Source organism: Ruminococcus bromii (assembly GCF_928721825.1).
Classification (GTDB): Bacteria; Bacillota; Clostridia; order Oscillospirales; family Acutalibacteraceae; genus Ruminococcoides; species Ruminococcoides bromii.
In genome coordinates this window covers 1,252,616-1,270,304 of sequence record NZ_CAKMVP010000003.1, presented here as the reverse complement: position 1 = coordinate 1,270,304, position 17,689 = coordinate 1,252,616, and the positions used below count along the sequence as shown (strand labels likewise).

General features: G+C 41.6%; 18 protein-coding genes. 9 read left to right on the top strand and 9 right to left on the bottom strand.

Annotated features, from left to right (window positions below; translation table 11 throughout):
• Positions 1–3 precede the first annotated feature (3 nt).
• The 7 genes from ftsE to QDI94_RS06395 form a co-directional block, all read right to left on the bottom strand.
• A complete protein-coding gene (gene ftsE, locus QDI94_RS06425) occupies positions 4–768 on the bottom strand; it encodes a cell division ATP-binding protein FtsE (protein WP_101069779.1) in 765 nt (254 codons plus the stop codon).
• 100 nt (positions 769–868) lie between these two features.
• Positions 869–1,954: a PucR family transcriptional regulator gene (locus QDI94_RS06420; RefSeq protein ID WP_101028968.1), complete on the bottom strand. Its 1,086-nt coding sequence runs from the start codon at positions 1,952–1,954 to the stop codon at positions 869–871.
• A gap of 465 nt (positions 1,955–2,419) precedes the next feature.
• Entirely contained in the window at positions 2,420–3,526 is a 1,107-nt protein-coding gene (locus QDI94_RS06415; protein ID WP_278419716.1) for an ABC transporter ATP-binding protein, read from the bottom strand.
• A gap of 159 nt (positions 3,527–3,685) precedes the next feature.
• Positions 3,686–4,405: a pseudouridine synthase gene (locus QDI94_RS06410; protein ID WP_278866335.1), complete on the bottom strand. Its 720-nt coding sequence runs from the start codon at positions 4,403–4,405 to the stop codon at positions 3,686–3,688.
• A 1-nt stretch (position 4,406) separates the two neighbouring features.
• Positions 4,407–4,877, bottom strand: coding sequence for a DUF4830 domain-containing protein (locus QDI94_RS06405; protein ID WP_278866337.1), 471 nt, complete (start codon positions 4,875–4,877; stop codon positions 4,407–4,409).
• A gap of 84 nt (positions 4,878–4,961) precedes the next feature.
• Positions 4,962–5,624 carry an HAD hydrolase-like protein gene (locus QDI94_RS06400; protein ID WP_278866338.1) on the bottom strand — a complete coding sequence of 221 codons (663 nt, stop codon included), beginning with the start codon at positions 5,622–5,624 and terminating at the stop codon, positions 4,962–4,964.
• Positions 5,617–6,006, bottom strand: a complete 390-nt coding sequence (locus QDI94_RS06395) for a thioesterase family protein (protein ID WP_117524045.1) — start codon at positions 6,004–6,006, stop codon at positions 5,617–5,619. The genes QDI94_RS06400 and QDI94_RS06395 overlap by 8 nt, the downstream gene beginning before the upstream one ends.
• 165 nt (positions 6,007–6,171) lie before the next feature.
• Between QDI94_RS06395 and ychF the strand changes: the two genes are divergently transcribed.
• The 3 genes from ychF to QDI94_RS06380 all read left to right on the top strand — a co-directional run bounded on the left by ychF (position 6,172) and on the right by QDI94_RS06380 (position 8,961).
• Positions 6,172–7,266: a redox-regulated ATPase YchF gene (gene ychF / locus QDI94_RS06390; RefSeq protein WP_117847126.1), complete on the top strand. Its 1,095-nt coding sequence runs from the start codon at positions 6,172–6,174 to the stop codon at positions 7,264–7,266.
• 113 nt (positions 7,267–7,379) lie between these two features.
• The gene (locus tag QDI94_RS06385; protein WP_015522801.1) at positions 7,380–7,508 is read left to right on the top strand and encodes a hypothetical protein; all 129 of its coding nucleotides are present in this window, start codon (positions 7,380–7,382) and stop codon (positions 7,506–7,508) included.
• A gap of 334 nt (positions 7,509–7,842) precedes the next feature.
• Positions 7,843–8,961, top strand: a complete 1,119-nt coding sequence (locus tag QDI94_RS06380; RefSeq protein ID WP_278867969.1) for a CRISPR-associated endonuclease Cas3'' — start codon at positions 7,843–7,845, stop codon at positions 8,959–8,961.
• 281 nt (positions 8,962–9,242) lie between these two features.
• Here the strand turns inward: QDI94_RS06380 and QDI94_RS06375 are convergent, their stop codons facing one another.
• Together QDI94_RS06375 and QDI94_RS06370 are read right to left on the bottom strand one after the other, a co-directional pair.
• A complete protein-coding gene (locus QDI94_RS06375) occupies positions 9,243–9,755 on the bottom strand; it encodes a spore maturation protein (RefSeq protein WP_015522783.1) in 513 nt (170 codons plus the stop codon).
• Positions 9,756–9,771: 16 nt separating this feature from the next.
• Positions 9,772–10,356, bottom strand: coding sequence for a nucleoside recognition domain-containing protein (locus QDI94_RS06370; RefSeq protein WP_015522782.1), 585 nt, complete (start codon positions 10,354–10,356; stop codon positions 9,772–9,774).
• 160 nt (positions 10,357–10,516) lie between these two features.
• On the opposite strand from QDI94_RS06370, the gene QDI94_RS06365 reads away from it, so the two are divergent.
• From QDI94_RS06365 to QDI94_RS06340, 6 genes are all read left to right on the top strand, one after another.
• The gene (locus QDI94_RS06365) at positions 10,517–10,753 is read left to right on the top strand and encodes an AbrB/MazE/SpoVT family DNA-binding domain-containing protein (RefSeq protein ID WP_015522781.1); all 237 of its coding nucleotides are present in this window, start codon (positions 10,517–10,519) and stop codon (positions 10,751–10,753) included.
• A 69-nt stretch (positions 10,754–10,822) separates the two neighbouring features.
• Entirely contained in the window at positions 10,823–11,311 is a 489-nt protein-coding gene (locus QDI94_RS06360) for a deoxycytidylate deaminase (RefSeq protein ID WP_278867967.1), read from the top strand.
• Between the two features lies 1 nt (position 11,312).
• Positions 11,313–11,909 carry a 4'-phosphopantetheinyl transferase family protein gene (locus tag QDI94_RS06355; RefSeq protein WP_278867966.1) on the top strand — a complete coding sequence of 199 codons (597 nt, stop codon included), beginning with the start codon at positions 11,313–11,315 and terminating at the stop codon, positions 11,907–11,909.
• Positions 11,910–12,182: 273 nt separating this feature from the next.
• Positions 12,183–12,749 (top strand): TetR/AcrR family transcriptional regulator, encoded by a 567-nt coding sequence (locus tag QDI94_RS06350; RefSeq protein ID WP_015522778.1) that lies wholly within the window; start codon positions 12,183–12,185, stop codon positions 12,747–12,749.
• A gap of 259 nt (positions 12,750–13,008) precedes the next feature.
• Positions 13,009–15,102 carry an efflux RND transporter permease subunit gene (locus QDI94_RS06345; protein ID WP_117949944.1) on the top strand — a complete coding sequence of 698 codons (2,094 nt, stop codon included), beginning with the start codon at positions 13,009–13,011 and terminating at the stop codon, positions 15,100–15,102.
• Complete coding sequence (locus tag QDI94_RS06340; RefSeq protein WP_278867965.1) at positions 15,102–17,531, top strand: hypothetical protein; 2,430 nt, start codon at positions 15,102–15,104, stop codon at positions 17,529–17,531. The genes QDI94_RS06345 and QDI94_RS06340 overlap by 1 nt, the downstream gene beginning before the upstream one ends.
• Positions 17,532–17,689: the final 158 nt, after the last annotated feature.

Here is a 17,689-nt window from a genome sequence, read left to right as displayed (position 1 = left end):
GCATTATTCCGGAACAACCACTGCATTATCGGGATAATCCGGTGTATTTTCTTCTTCACCGCTGTCATCACCGTAATCGTCAGTATAGTCATCTTTAACAAACAAATCCTTGGTGTCGCTCTTAATTTTTCCGTGGTCAAGAACAACAACTCGTCTGTCAAACTCACGAACAAGGTCATGTTCATGCGTTACAACAATAACGGTTGTGCCTGTTGCGTTAATTTCATTGAGAAGCTCAATGATTTCGTGTGACATCTCGGGGTCAACATTACCTGTCGGCTCATCGGCAATAATAATTTCGGGATTATTCACAAGTGCTCTTGCAAGGCTTACACGCTGTTGCTCACCGCCCGAGAGTTCACTCGGTCTGTTTTTCATCTTATCTTTAAGACCGACAAGCTCAAGCACATACGGAACACGCTTTTTAATTACTGCCGAAGGTTTTCCGACAGCACGCATCGCAAACGCAACATTGTCGAAAACATTCATCTTGTCAATAAGTCTGAAATCCTGAAAAACAATGCCCATATGACGGCGCATATAAGGAACCTTGCTCCTTCTCAGCTTTGTAACATCAGTGTCGTTGATAACGATTTTGCCCGATGTCGGAGTCTCCTCATGCATAATGAGTTTAAGAAATGTACTCTTGCCTGCGCCCGATGCACCGACAATAAATACAAACTCGCCCTTATCAATACTCAGCGTAATACCGTAGAGAGCATGAGTGCCGTTAGGGTATGTTTTAGACACATTTATAAAATCAATCATAAAGTCACCTTTGTTTTGTAGTTATTGTACAAATACTCATAAAAAGTCAAAACGCCCAGAGCACAGCGAACGCACTATGCTCGGGCACACTTTAACTAAATCAGTATTTTGTAGGACTTGCGTTGAGGTATTTCTTAACCATAAGAGCTACCTTGAACACAATTGCATCCTCAAACTCACGAAGGTCAAGACCTGTGAGCTTTTTAATTTTTTCAAGTCTGTACACAAGAGTATTTCTGTGTACGAAGAGCTTTCTTGATGTTTCGGAAACATTGAGGTTGTTTTCAAAAAATCTCTGAATTGTAAAGAGAGTTTCCTGATCAAGGCTTTCAATTGAACCTCTCTTGAAAACTTCCTTGAGGAACATCTCGCATAAGGTTGTGGGAAGCTGATAGATAAGACGGGCAATGCCGAGGTTATCATAGCTTACGATTGTACGGTCAGTGTCAAATACCTTTGCAACCTCAAGCGCCGACTGAGCCTCCTTAAAGCTTCTTGCAAGATCCTTGATGCCTGTAACCGTTGTACCGATACCGACAACGCAATGCGTGTAGAACTCGCTCGAAAGTGTGTCTGAAATCGAGCTTGCCAACTTTTCAAGGTCACGGCTCTCTGTGTCAGGCTTGATTTCCTTAACAAGTGCAATTTCAACCTCGTTAATGTTGATAACAAAGTCCTTTGACTTGTCCGGAAAAAGGTTCTGAATTATATCATAAGCGGAAACATCTGTTTTAGAAACAATTTTAATAAGCAGGCAAACACGGGAAACCTCGCTGTTAAAGTGAAGCTCTCTTGCTTTAAGGTAAATGTCACCCGGAAGAATGTTATCAAGAATAACATTCTTAATAAAGTTTGAACGATCATACTTTTCGTCATAATACTGCTTGATGCTTGCAAAGGAAACCGACAAAAGCTGAGCATACTTCTGAGCATACTCATCGGTACCCTGAACAAACACTGCATAATCATACTTTGCATTGCTGCCGAAAGATCTGTATGTATAGCCGTTCACAACAAACGGTGCTGTCGAGCTGAGTGTTTCGGAATTAACGCTCTCGTTTACCTCGCCGATTTTTCCAAGCTCGGAGCAGGCAATAACAACCGAAGTCTCGTCAATTACGCCAATCGTTCTGTCGATTGCGTCTTTCATCTGGTGTACAATACCTTGAAATAATCTGTTTGACATAAATTTTTACCTCGTTTTCTCCGCAGTTATATATTGTGATTGTAAAAGAGTTCAATAAAATACAATCTGTCTCATATACATATTACACAAAAACGAGAAAAAAATCAACCTCTATTTACAATTTTTCTTGAATTTTTTTAGAGAATTTGCATAATCAGCAACAAGTTACAGTTTTGAAAGCAAAATTAAACAATTGTTACATAACTTTATTACTTTTTTAATATATCACAACATTGTGTTGATTTTGTGACAAAATACGAAAAATTGTTCATTCGTCACAGTAAAACGAATTTAAAAAGGCTATACAATAAGGCTCTATAATAAAAGTTGGAGCAGAAAAAGAGCCTGTAAATAAAAAGTAAAAAAGCAGAGCATATTTTGCCAAAATCCGTTAAAATAGAATTGCCTAAAAAGCCGAAACGGCGGAGCATAACGCTCCGCCGTGAAATACAAATTAAATTATAATCAGTTTGTGATTGTCTTCTCAGTGTCCTTATCAAAGATATGGAGTTTGCTGAGGTCGAAAGCAATCTCAATGTCGTCGCCCGGCTTAGCTGTTGAAGTCGGTTCAACACGAGCTGTAATAGGTGTACCGTTGATGTTTACATAGAGATAAATCTCAGCGCCCATAAGCTCGGTAACATCAACATTGGCTTTGAGAAGGCACTCAGCCTTAGCAATTTCTTCAGGCTCATCGTGAACATGCTCAGGACGGATACCGAAAACAACTTCCTTGCCAACATAGTTGTCGAGGTCAGCATTGACCTTTGACTCGGGAACAGGAACGTGATACTTGTCAAAATCAAGAGTGTACTTGCCGCCGTTCTTAGAGAGAACAGCGTTGATGAAGTTCATCTGAGGTGAACCGATAAATCCGGCAACAAACATATTGCAAGGCATATCATAAAGATGCTGAGGAGTATCAACCTGCTGAATGAAACCGTCTTTCATAACAACAATTCTTGTACCCATTGTCATAGCCTCTGTCTGGTCATGGGTTACATAGATAAATGTTGTGCCGAGACGCTGATAAATTTTTGAAATCTCTGTTCTCATCTGAGCACGGAGCTTAGCGTCAAGGTTTGAAAGCGGTTCGTCAAGAAGGAATACCTTCGGGTTACGAACGATAGCACGGCCGAGAGCAACACGCTGTCTCTGACCGCCTGAAAGAGCCTTTGGCTTTCTGTCAAGATACTGCTCGATACCGAGGATTCTTGCAGCCTCTTCAACTCTTCTCTTAATATCTTCCTTAGGGAACTTACGGAGTTTAAGACCGAATGCCATATTATCATATACTGTCATATGAGGATAAAGAGCATAGTTCTGGAATACCATCGCAATATCTCTGTCCTTAGGTGCAACATCGTTTGCGAGTGTATCGCCGATATAAAGCTCACCCTTTGAAATATCCTCAAGTCCTGCAATCATTCTGAGAGTTGTTGATTTACCGCAGCCTGAAGGACCAACGAGAATGATAAATTCTTTGTCGGCAATCTCAAGGTTGAAGTCTGTAACAGCAGTTACACCGCCGTCATAAATCTTGTAAACATGTCTTAATGAAACATTTGCCATTGTGTATAAACCTCCAATTAGTCGATAACTATAAAGTCCTTAGCTTTATTACTACAATAATATACCACTTTTCGCACAATTTGACCATACCGAAATTGACCAAAGATATATGCATTATTTTATTTAAAACTGACACAGGATAAAATTCAGATGCATTTTTTAGTGTATATTGCCGATAAAGACCGACTTTTTATCCAAATCCGTCAACAATTTACACTCACCTATGTGCAAATTGCTATCAAGATACAAACCGCCTATTGAAATTCGTTGAAGATGCACAACTTTTAATCCACAACACAAAAACATTTTTTTAACCTGATGATATTTACCCTCACAAATTGTGACAATTCCTGTTTTTTTATCATTTTCGTCACATTCAAGCACGGCACTGCGGCACTTCGTACCGTCAGAGAACTCAATTCCGTCAGAAAAAGCCTTTACGGTATCTTCTGTGATTTCTCCGTCAAGCTTTGCAATATATTTCTTGTCCACATGCTTTTTAGGCGAGGTTATGCTGTGCGCAAAGTCACCGTCATCTGTAATAAGAAGCAGTCCCTCCGTATCACGGTCAAGTCTGCCGACGGGGAAAAGTCCCTTTCGTTTCATATCCTCGGGGATAATGTCAATAACAGTTTTAAACTGCCTGTCCTCGGTTGCCGAAACAACTCCCGCAGGTTTGTTCATCATTATATATGTGTATTTGCTGTAATTCAAAGCCTGTCCGTCCACAACAATTTCATCCTTGTCGGGGTCAACCTTTGTATCAGGCTTTTTGCAGATTTTTCCGTTCACAAGAACCGCACCGCTTTTAATCAGCTTTTGAACCTCTTTTCTGCCGTCGGCTCTTTGTGACGAAATAAGCTTATCAAGTCTTTCCATCTTATTCAACAAGCGGCAGATTTTTACTGCCGTATTCTCCGTTTGTAATGTGTCCGCCGATTACCCTGTTTTTGTAAACAAGCAAAACGGCATTGTTATCCTTTGGCTTTTCCAGGGGAACGGTAATCTCCGTAACCTCTTTGCCCTTGAATTTTCCGAGGTCAAGTCCGAATTTCTTCTGAAGTTCGTTGTATTCCTCGTAATATTCATTAAAATCCGACGGAATTACAACCGAGCGTTTCTCAGGCTTTGCATCGGCGGTTTCAATTCCGAACTGTTCAAGGAATTTTTTCTCCTCACCGTCATTAAGCACAAGAGAATACTCCCCTGTTTTATCACTCACGGCTGTATCGGGCAACCGTGAATTTATTGCAACCGTGACGGCTGTACATATTATTGCCGCTGTTACGGACAGCACCGCCGCCAAAATTACTGTTTTTTTAGCCTTAATTTTTAAATTAAAAACGAACATTATAAATCCTCCGCACATTTTATTCTCTGATAAAATGTATGCGAAAAATCTTCGGATAATTCCGTTTGTCCGATTTCAAATTATTTACTTTGTAAGAACATCCAAGAGTTCAGCCGTTGTTTTCACAAACACCCTGCCGCCCTCTTTTTTCATACTTTCAAGGTCGCCGTAGCCGTATTCAACACCGACAAAATCAACACCGCAAAGTCTTGCACCCTTTGTGTCAAACCAAGTGTCGCCAATCATAACGGTATCTTTTCTGTCATTTTCAAGACTGCCGCCTAATCTTTCAACTGCATACGGAATGAGGTCTTTTTTATCTTTTCTGCTGCCGTCAAGTGTTGAACCGCAGATCGCGTCAAACATATCATGCACACCGAGAAGTTCTGTAATTTCTTCGGCAAACTTTTCATACTTTGACGAACACACGGCAAGCTTTGCACCGCTGTTTTTAAGCTCTGCAAGAACCCTGTCAATGCCGTCATAAAGCTTGTTCACAAGCTTGCCCTTGGTGTTGTAGTATTCACGATAAATTTCAACGCCTCTTGCCGATTCTTCCTCATTGAAACGGCAGATATTGCGGAATGTATCGAGCAGCGGCGGTCCGATATACAATGTGTAATCGTCAAGATTCGGCAACGGCTTGCCCATACTTTTAATTGCGTTTTCAAGTGACTCTCTTATGCCCAATGCGCTCTCGCTGATTGTGCCGTCAAGGTCAAACAGATAATATTTGTACTTATTCATCAAACTTGCTGTCCGCCTTCATCTGAAATTTTTCTGATTTTACGCTTACTCTTGTGTGAGTGCCTCTTGCAATTTCACCCTTTTTATCTTCGGCAAAAACTTCAAAATTAAACATTCTGCCGTCAACGCTTTTGAGAACGGCTGTTGCCGTAACCTCAGCACCGAGAGGAGTGGGGCTTGTGTGCTCAATTGAAATCATCGTGCCGACAGTTGTAAGTTCTTCGTTGTCAAGAACCTTGTCTGCAAGAGCTGCGGCGGCATTTTCCATAAGAGCCACAACGCAAGGAGTTGCAAGCACACAAAGACTGCCGCTGCCCATTGAAACGGCAAGATTTTCTTCTTCAACCTTAATTGTTACAGAATATGTATTTATTTCGCTCATAAAAATTTCCTTTCTTATTGTTTAAAGCAATTTTATGTGATATACTTAACAAAGTGTGCATTACTCGTCTGTGAATTGACAGAGTAAGTATCCATACGATATAATAATACAATATTCAGTGAAAATAGGCAAGCATTGCCCGAATATTATTTGAGGTGAAAATAAATGAAACTCGGAATCGTCGGACTTCCAAATGTCGGCAAAAGTACTCTTTTTAACGCAATTACAGACGCAGGTGCTCAGAGTGCAAACTATCCTTTCTGCACAATTGAACCGAATATCGGTGTTGTTGCAGTTCCGGACAAAAGACTTGATAAACTTGCGGAAATGTATGATCCTGACAAATATACTCCTGCGTCAATTGAATTTGTAGATATCGCAGGTCTTGTAAAGGGTGCGTCAAAGGGCGAGGGACTCGGCAACAAGTTCCTTTCAAACATCCGTGAATGTGACGCTATCGTTCATGTTGTTCGTTGCTTTGAAAACGACGACATTATCCATGTTGAAGGCAACATCAACCCTGCCCGTGACATTGAAACAATCAATCTTGAGCTTATTCTCTCCGATGTTGAAATGCTCGAACGCAGAATTGACAAGACAAAGAAAATGCTCAAGGGCGATAAAAAGTATCAGAAAGACATCGACCTTTTTGAAAGAGTTCTTGACGCACTCAACGAGGGCAAACCCGCGAGAAGTGTTGAATGTGACGATGACGAAAAAGCAATTCTTTCAGAGGTTGCGCTTCTCACAAACAAGCCTGTTATCTATGCCGCAAATATGAGTGACGAGGATTTCTCAAACGGCATCGACTCAAACGAGGGCTACAAGGCTGTTCAGAAGATTGCCGCCGAGGAGCACGCCGGCGTTCTTCCAATCTGCGCTCAGATTGAGGAAGAAATCGTTGAGATGGACAAGGAAGAAAAGGAAATGTTCCTTGCCGATATGGGACTTGAAGAAAGCGGTCTTGACAGACTTATCAAGGAATGTTATGCACTTCTCGGACTTATCTCCTACCTTACGGCAGGCAAACAGGAGGTTCGTGCATGGACAATCAAAAAAGGAACAAAAGCACCTCAGGCAGCGGGCAAAATTCACTCGGATTTTGAGCGTGGATTTATCAGAGCCGAGGTTATCGCATATGACGACCTTATCGCCTGCGGAAGTATGACAGCCGCAAAAGAAAAAGGTCTTGTCCGCAGTGAGGGCAAGGACTATGTTATGAAAGACGGCGATGTCGTTCTTTTCAGGTTCAATGTTTAATTAAATCATTACAGTTGATGACGGTTACGAAGATTTTCGCAGCCGTCATTTTTTGATGTCACACATTTCTCCTTTTGCAATAATATGTAGTGTAAACGAAAGGAGGTAAGCGTATGTGTAACTTTGGTAACGGCAACGGCTGCTGCTCATGGATTATTCTTCTTATCATCGTTCTCTGCTGCTGCGGCGGAAATAACGGCGGCTGCGGTTGTGACAACAACAGCTGTGGTTGCGGCTGCTGATAAAGCACGCTGACTAAGACCCCATTCGGCTTATTGCTGAGGATGTTTTAATATAGAAAAGGGCGGATACCGTATTTTGCGATATCCGCCCTTTGTTAATGCGGCTCAATTTCAATATTTGGGATACCCCCAAAAAACGGAAAGGTAACGGAAGAAGGTTAAAAATGCATTACAACAATAATTAAACACACATAAGTTTGATTTGTAAGCACTAAAAAATTTATTATAAAACCTAAATACATACTAATAGTATTCAAAAATAACCGTAAATACTATTGAAAATAACCAAATAAGTGATATAATAGTGTTATAATTATCTTTGGGAGTGATGCTTTTGCGATATTTGGCACATAAACGAAATGATACGGACGGAAAAGAAGAATTGTTGATTGATCATCTGAATCAAACTGCCGAAATGGCGGCTGAATTTGCAAAAAGTTTTGGTTATGAAAAAATTGCTTATGAAATGGGTAAACTTCACGATATAGGCAAATACAGCGAAAAATTTCAAAGGCGTATCAACGGCGAAAATATTACCGTAAATCATTCAACGGCAGGTGCAATAACCGCATGTAAACATAAATTGGTTATGACAGCGTTTTGCATTTCGGGTCATCACGGAGGATTGCCTGATTTTGGAAGCAGTTGTGATATGCCTGACTCCGGTACATTTCTCGGAAAAGTAAATGACAAAAGCATTGAAAATTATTCTGCGTGGGAAACCGAACAGCCTGATTTTGAAAAGCAAATTGTTCCCGAAGTCTTAAAAACCGATGAATTTAAAAATGCGTTTTTGATACATATGCTGTTTTCCTGCCTTGTTGACTCGGATTTTATATGCACTGAGCGTTTTATGCTTGACGATACGGTTAGCCGTGGAGGATATGATGATATCCCTGTTTTGCTTGAAAGACTTAACGCTTATACTGCCAAATGGGGAACACCTACAAAAGAACTGAATATACTTCGTTCTGAAATTCAAAAGCAATGTATAGCCGCCAAAGACAGCGACGAAAATCTTTTGTCACTTACAGTCCCTACAGGCGGCGGAAAGACGATATCTTCGCTTGCTTTTGCACTGAATTATGCGGTTCAGGACAAGCACAAGCGAAAGCGTGTGATTTATGTAATTCCTTACACGAGCATTATTGAGCAAAATGCCGCCGTTTTTAAGGACGCACTCGGCGCAGAAAATGTTGTTGAACACCATTCCAATGTTACTTTTGATCCTAAAAAAACTTCGTCAGAAACGGTTCAAAGACAACAACTTGCCTGCGAAAACTGGGACGCTCCGGTTATAGTGACGACTGCGGTTCAGTTTTTTGAATCCTTATTCAGCAACAAGCCCTCAAAAAGCAGAAAATTGCATAATATTTCCGACAGCGTAATTATTTTTGACGAGGCGCAGATGTTGCCGATACAGTATCTTGTGCCGTGTGTAAAAGTTTATTAAGGTGTGGATTGAAATGTGATAGTAGCGTCTACTTTATAGCCAAGTTTATGTCACCTTCCGCGAGGAAGGTGACTGTGTGGAGCTGCGAAGAATGAAGTCTTAAACTTTATTTTTTCACAGCCCCCTTTCCTGAAATTATCTACATAGTATGTAGACAATCAGATGTGCTGCTTTCGCGCTCGCATTATAGAACATTATTACAAGTCAAAGACCCTGAAGCCCGTAACCGGCATGATAAAAAAGCCGCAGAAAAGAAAATAAATCAAAAACTTATTTTTATATTACATATTAAACCACAATCTGACCGTTATAACACTCATGATTGCAGCGGTTAGGTCGGCGGTTATGGCGGCAAAGAGGGTGTGGCGAATTTTTTTGACACGGATACAGCCAAAGTACATTGCGATTGCGTAGAAGGTTGTTTCGCTTGAACCTGCGAGTACGGATGCGGTTCTTCCTGCAAAGCTGTCGGGTCCGCAGGTTTTGTAAAGGGCTGTGAGGAGTGCGGTTGAACCGCTTCCCGAAACAGGGCGGAGGAGTACGAGCGGAACGATTTCTTTCGGAAACCCCAAAAATTCCGCTGTCGGCTGAATCAGTGCGCATATTGCGTCAATTGCTCCGCTTGACTGCAAAAGGTCAACGGCAAACACAAGTCCCATAATTGTAGGGGCAATGTTGTACAGAAGTTTTACTCCCTCTTTTGCACCCGAGATGAATACATCGAATACGGGAACTTTTTTTATCAGCCCGAATACCACAACAATACACGCAAATGCCGGCATTACAAATTCCATTTGCTCACCACATTTCTCAAATTTTACCTTGCCTGATATTCAGCGTACAGGCAATCAGCAATGCCACCGTCAACGCACACGCAGAGCTTATCCAGACGGGAACGATAATTTCAAAAGGCGCAGAGCTTCCGTAGGATTGGCGGAGTGCGGCAAGCGTTGTTGGTAACAGCTGGAGTGACGCTGTGTTCATAACTACAAAAACAACCATTTCGTTGCTCGCAATGTCACGGCGGTCATTGAGCGTGTGCAGCTGTTCCATTGCTTTTAGCCCGAAAGGTGTCGCGGCATTGCCGAGTCCGAGCAGATTTGCACTGATATTCATGGTGATGCTTTGAAAGGCGTCACTTTTTTTATCAAGCCTCGGAAAAAGCGGACGGAGCAACGGTGCAAAGATTTTTGCAAAAATGTTTGTCAAACCGCTTTCGACTGCGATTTTCATAATTCCCGACCAAAGGCAGATTATGCCTGCCATTGTGAGAATAAGCTGTATTGATGACGCTCCGCTTTCGATGAGTGCGTTTGAAATGTCGGCGGTGTTGCCCATAAACAACGCACACAATACGCTCACGGCAATGAGTCCGCTCCAGATATAATTCAGCATTTTTACTCCTTTTGCTGCAATTAACGACAAAATGTACAATATTGTCATTTTTGTAATCAAATTATTTAATAAAATCGTTGACAAAAATCCCGAAAAATGGTAGTATAGGTAAAAATAGGGATTATGGTGAATTAAAAAATAGGGATTATGGTGAATTAAAATGATTTATACAAACTTTAGGGAAATTGATAAAGCAGGCAGAATTGTAATATCAAAGGATATCCGCAACCACCTCAACATTAAGCCGGGTGACATTCTTCACATTGAGGCTGACGATGAGTGCGTTACGATAAAAAAGGCAGAGAGCAAGTGCGTTTTTTGCAATACTCTTGATAATCTGATTGCATTCGGCGGAAAATATGTATGCAGAGATTGTGTTGAAAAGCTCAAAGGCTGATACTGCTTTCGACTACTCTAAAATATACTTGACCGAATTTGAAATTATGATAACGGACGGTGTTTTTATATGGACAGAATTGACAAAATTAATTATTATCTTGACATTGCCGAAACTGTGCTTGAAAGGGGAACTTGCCTGCGCAGAAATTTTGGTGCGATTATCGTGAACAACGACCAGATTGTTTCAACAGGCTATACAGGCGCTCCGAGAGGCAGAAAAAATTGCTGTGATTTGGGATTTTGTATCCGTCAGGAACGCAACATTCCCCGTGGTGAGCGTTACGAACTTTGCAGAAGCGTTCATGCCGAGGCAAACGCTATTATCCACGCTTCAAGAGAACAGATGATTGGCGCAACGCTTTATCTTGTCGGCAAGGAGATGCCAAACGGCGAGTATGTTCAGAACACATCTTCGTGTGCAATGTGCAAGCGTATGGTTATCAACGCAGGTATTGACAAGGTTATTGTCAGAAATGATAAAACCGATTTTACGGAAATTGATGTGAACGATTGGATTATGTCCGATGATTCGCTTGACGCACTTCGTGGCTATTGATATGAAAACACGGCTTTTTATAACCGATATCCGCAAAATTTCTTTTGACAGAGTCGGTGAGCTTTCTCCCGAAAGAGCGGAGCGTGTTCAAAGATGCCGCAGAGCTGACGATAAACTGCGTTGCATTGCAGGCGGCTTGTTTATGAACAAATTTCTTGGCGGTGCAAAAATCACCGTGAATGAATTCGGCAAACCCGAATGTGACAACGGGCTTTGTTTCAATATTTCGCACAGCGGAAGTTATGTGCTTTTTGCGTTGTCGGATTCCGAAGTCGGTTGTGATATTGAAGAAATTCGATTTCTCAAGGGTATAAGGCTCGGCAAAATTGTTTTCTGCGACAACGAGATGAAATTGCTCGACAACGCTTTTGACAGGCTCGGCACATTTTTTGAATTGTGGACAAAAAAAGAGGCGCTCCTAAAATGTATGGGTGACGGATTTCACCGTGGCGCCAAAAGTGTTGATGTCAGCAGCGGAAAATTCTCTGAAAATCAAACTGAATATTATATGAAACAATATAAATTTTCGGACTATGAAATCAGCCTTTGCAGTGTGCAAAATGATTTCCCGAAAGATATTGAATTTATCACTTTATAACTATAAAGCCACGATTTTGAATCAACCTCCAAAATTATTAGATTTTTGGTCTGACTTTTTTGGGGTAACATCAATTTCGGGGCTTTTTTACATAGGAAATACAAAACAAACCCCTGATTTTGTTAATATGCTTGTTATTGCTATTTTTAAATAATTGTGATACAATTTACTTTAATTAGTGCAGCAATCGGCTGCATATATTGTGTATGAAAAAATTCGGAACGGAAATATCCGTCTGCACACGGATGTTTTGCAATTTTCAGGGGGGACACTATGCCGACATTTACAAAGGCGGCTATCAAGGCGACATTTATTTCGCTCTTGAATAAAAAGCCGTTGAATAAAATTACAGTCAAGGAAATTGTTGAAGAATGCGGAATTAACCGTAATTCTTTCTACTACCATTTTGACGACATTCCGTCGCTTCTTGAGGAAATTCTCGTTGAAGAGGCTGACAGATTTGTTGCGACCGAAACCGACAACAATACTTCTGTTTATGAAAGCCTGATTTCTGTAATTGACTATGCTTTTTCAAACAAGTCGGTGATTCAGCACATTTACAATTCTGCGAACAGAACTACATTTGATGTGTATCTCAACAGGATTTGTACTCACGCTATAAAAAGCTATTTTGACAAGCTTGAAATTACAAAAAATATTGCCGAAGATGACCTTGACGCAATGATTATGTATTACAAGTGTCAGCTTGTCGGTTTTATTATCGACTGGCTCGGCGGAGGTATGAAATATGACCTCAGAATTAAGATGAAACGCATTTGTGAGCTGTTTGAGGGTTCAATGGAGTCTGCATTGGACAGATGTGCCAAAATCAACGCCTGATTGCTGTTTTATTGGTTAAAAGTGAATATTTGCGTTTATTTGCGTGTCTGAAATGCAGACGAATTTAACAAAATGTCTGATTTCCGTACAAATTTATTGCCGTGTCTAAATTCCTGACACGGCATTTTTTGTGTCTGTTTAAATTTTAACAAAGTCGTAATAGAATATATTACGGACAAAGGAAATACGGTTCACCTCTCGGATCGTTCCTTTGAATGCAGAGTGCAGTCTGCAAATCATATATGAAGGAGTATGAAATATGAAGTTAGGGAAAGCGGTTGTTAAAAGCCGTTTCGTAATCCTTATACTTGCCGTTGCGCTGATGATTCCGTCAGCCTTGGGAATGGCATTTACAAGGGTTAATTACGACATTCTTAGTTATCTTCCCGATAACCTCGACACAATCAAGGGTCAGGATTATCTGCTTGATGACTTTGGAAAGGGTGCTTTTTCATTCCTCATCTTTGAGAATATGGATGATAAGGATGTTGCGGCAACAGAGGAAAAAATCAAAGAAATCGACCATGTTGATACGGTTCTTTGGTATGACGATTTTGCCGACATCTCAATTCCAAAGGAAATGTTGCCCGACAAAATTTATGATGCGTTCAATTCGGGAAATGCAACAATGATGGCGGTATTCTTCGATACCTCAACATCAGCTGATGAAACAATGAACGCTATCGAAGAAATCCGTTCGGTTGCTGGTAAGCAATGCTTTGTTTCGGGTATGTCGGCAATGATTACGGATATGAAGGATATGTTTGAGGAACAGGAAATGACTTATGTTGCAATCGCTGTTGTCCTTGCGGTAATTGCAATGATGATCTTTATGGATAACTGGATTATCCCGTTTGTGTTCCTTGCAAGTATAGCGGTTGCTATCCTCGTAAATATGGGCAGTAACTACTTTATGGGTGAGGTTTCATTCATTACCAAAGCGTTGGCGGCAGTTCTTCAGCTTGCGGTAACAATGGACTACTCAATCTTCCTGTGGCACAGCTACGAAGAGCAAAAGGGCATTTGTGAAAACCACAAGCAGGCAATGGCCGTTGCAATTCACGAAACCGTCCGTTCCGTAATCGGAAGTTCAATCACAACGGTTGCAGGCTTTATCGCACTTTGCTTTATGACATTCACACTCGGTCTTGACCTCGGTATTGTAATGGCAAAGGGTGTTATCCTCGGTGTTATCTCCTGTGTAACGGTTCTTCCGTCACTCATTCTTGTTCTTGACAAGCCTCTTGAAAAGACAATGCACAAGTCACTTATTCCGTCAACAAAGAAGCTTGCAACAGGACTTGTTAAAATTTTCCCCGTATTTCTCGTGATGTTTGCGGCTCTAATTTATCCGTTCTATTCGGCATACAGCCAGACAAACAATGAGATTTACTACGATTTGTCGGAAAGTCTTCCCGAAGATATGGCAAATGTAATTGCCAACACTAAGCTTAAAGATGAATTCGGTGTCGGTACAACACATATGGTTCTTGTTGATTCTTCGCTTTCTGCAAAGGATGCAAGAAATATGACAAACGAGCTTGAAAAGGTTGACGGCGTAAAATATGTTCTCGGTCTTGAAAGCGTTGTAGGTTCGCTTGTTCCGGAAGAAGTTCTTCCCGATTCAATCACAAGCGTTCTCAAAAATGATAAATGGGAGCTTATGCTTATCAACTCTGAGTACAAAACAGCCACAGATCCTATGGCAAAGCAGATTGACGAGTTGAATAAAATCATTACAAAGTATGATAAGGACGGACTTCTCATCGGTGAAGCCGCTTGTACAAACGACCTTGTAAATATCACGACAGTTGACTTTCAGGTTGTAAATGCAATTTCTATTGTTGCAATCTTTATTATCATTGCGATTGTTGAAAAGAGTATCACACTTCCGATTATTCTTGTTGCGGTTATTGAGCTTGCTATCTTTATCAACCTCGGTATTCCGCATCTTATGGGCGAGTCGCTCCCGTTCATCACACCTATCTGTATAAGTACAATTCAGCTTGGTGCAACGGTTGACTACGCAATTTTGATGACGACACGATATAAGAAGGAAAGGTATCTCGGAAACGATAAACGCACCTCGGTTATTACGGCTCTTGAAACTTCAATTCCGTCAATTATCGTTAGTGCAATGGGACTCTTTGCCGCTACAATCGGCGTCGCATTTTACTCGGATGTTGACCTTATTTCATCAATCTGTAAGCTCCTTGCAAGAGGTGCTGTCATCAGTATGTTCTGCGTAACGCTTATTTTGCCGGCAATGTTTATGCTGTTCGACAAGGTAATTGCAAAGACAACTCTCGGTTTTAAGCCGAAAAAAACATCAATTTCGGAGGCTGCTGTATAATGAAAAAGACTAACAAAAATAATAATCACAAAATTTTAAATAAAAACTACATTAAGGGCGCTCTTTCAGGTGCACTTGCACTCACAATTCTTTGCAGCGGAGTAGGCGTTGCCGCTTATTCCGCCGGTGCAGACAATACTGCACAGGCTCTCGGTGTTCAGACAGAAAGTACGGTTGAGGCTGTTAAGAAGGCAAGCACAACTAAAGAGGCTCTCAAAAAGCTCAGCAAAAATGAAACCGTTTATGTTATTGCCGACGCAAGCGGTGCGGCTAAGAAAATCATTGTAAGCGACTGGCTCAAGGGTGTAGATACAAAAGGCAAGGTTAAGGATGTTTCAAAGCTCAAGGATGTTAAAAATGTTAAGGGTGACGAAACATACACGGTAAACGAAGACAACGCTTATGAGTGGGCTGCAAATGGCGATGACATCTACTATCAGGGAACAGGCACAACCGAACTTCCCGTAAAGCTCAAATTAAGCTACAAGCTCAACGGCAAAACTGTTTCTGCCGATGAAATTGCAGGCAAGAGCGGCAAGGTTACAATCCGCATTGACTACGAAAACACACAGAAGGAAAAGGTTAAGATTAACGGTAAGACAGAAGAAGTTAATGTTCCGTTCCTTATGCTTTCGGGTATGATTCTTGACGATGACAAATTCAAAAATGTTGAGGTTTCAAACGGCAAGGCTATCAATGACGGTACAAGAACAATCGTTGCCGGTTTTGCTCTTCCGGGTATGCAGGACAGCCTTGACATTGACAAGGATGAAATGGAAATCCCTGATTATGTTGAAATCACAGCAGATACAACCGATTTTGAACTTTCAACAACAATGACAGTTGCAATGAATGATATTTTCAACGATGTTGATTTTTCAAAGGTTGACGATAAGGTTGACGAGCTTAAGGATTCTCTTGATGAACTCGAAGACGCCGCTGAACAGCTTGTTGACGGTTCTTCGCAGCTTTATGACGGTATCGGCACACTTCTTGACAAGTCAGGCACACTCATTGAAGGTATCGACAAGCTTTATGACGGTGCAGAACAGGTAAACAGCGGTGCAAAAAAACTTGACAGCGGTGCAGACGGTCTTTCGAGCGGTGCAAAAACGCTTGATGACGGTGCGTCAAAGCTCAAAAACGGTGCGTCACAGCTTGATGGCGGTGCATCACAGCTTGACAGCGGTCTTGCAACACTTGCAGGCGGTGCGTCACAGGTTGACAACGGTGCGGCAAGTCTCAGCAGTTATGTTGCAACACTTGCGGGCGGTCTCGGCAAGCTTTCATCCAACAGTGCAACTCTAAACGGCGGTGCAGAACAGGTGTTTAACACACTTCTTTCAACTGCCGACACTCAGATTGCCGCCGCAGGTCTTACAGCCGACAAGCTTACAATTAAAAACTATGACAGCGTTCTTGAAGGACTTATTTCATCACTCAGCGATGAAAATGCTCAGAAGCTCGCTTACAATACAGCACTCGAAACAGTAACGGCAACTGTAAACAGCCAGAAGGATGTTATCAGAACTGCCGTTGAGGCAACGGTAAGAAAGTCTGTTACAGAACAGGTTCTCGCAGCCGCAGGTCTTGGTATGACGGCAGATCAGTATGATGCCGCTGTTGCTGCAGGTCAGGTCAGCGAAGAAGTTCAGGCTCAGGTTTCTACTGCAGTTTCTACACAGATGAGTACATCTGCGGTTCAGGCTACAATTGACAGCAATACAGAGGCACAGATTCAGAGCCTTATCGAAACAAATATGAACAGCGAAGAGGTTCAGAGTCAGATTCAGGCAGGTGTTGCAAAAGCTCAGGCAGGCAGAAAGTCACTTCAGGCTCTCAAAACTCAGCTTGACAGCTACAACACATTCTATAAGGGTGTGCTTTCATACACAGCGGGTGTTGATCAGGCTAACGAGGGCGCTCAGCAGATTCTTGCCGGCACATACACACTCAAGGACGGCACAGGTTCACTTGTAAGCGGTGCCGGTCAGCTCAAGAACGGTTCTTCAAGTCTTAAGAGCGGTACAAGCGAACTCAAGAGCGGTACTTCAACCCTCAAGGACGGTACATCAAGCCTTAAGAGCGGTGTAAAGACTCTCAAAAACGGTACAGGCTCACTTTCAAACGGTACAACAACACTTCTTGACGGCATTGCAACGCTTAAGAACGGCGGCAAAACACTTGTTGACGGTGTACAACAGCTCAATGACGGTGCAATGACATTGTCCAAGGGTATGAAGAAGTTCAAAGAAGAGGGCATTGACAGCATTGTTGATGCCGCAAACGGTGATGTCAAGGATATCATCGACCGTTTCAAGGCTGTTCAGAAAGCATCAAAGAAGTACAACAACTACAGCGGTATTTCCGATGATATGGACGGTAAGGTTGACTTCATCTACAAGACCGATTCAATTGAGAAAAAGTAACTCAATATATTTAACAGCAAGACGAAAGGCTTATTTCCCTAACCCTTTCATACACAATATAAAAAGCAGTTATGTCGTTTGGCATAGCTGCTTTTTGCTTTGTATGATGTTTTTTGTGAATTTCAAAACTTGAAAAAATTACAAATAATAAAACGAAT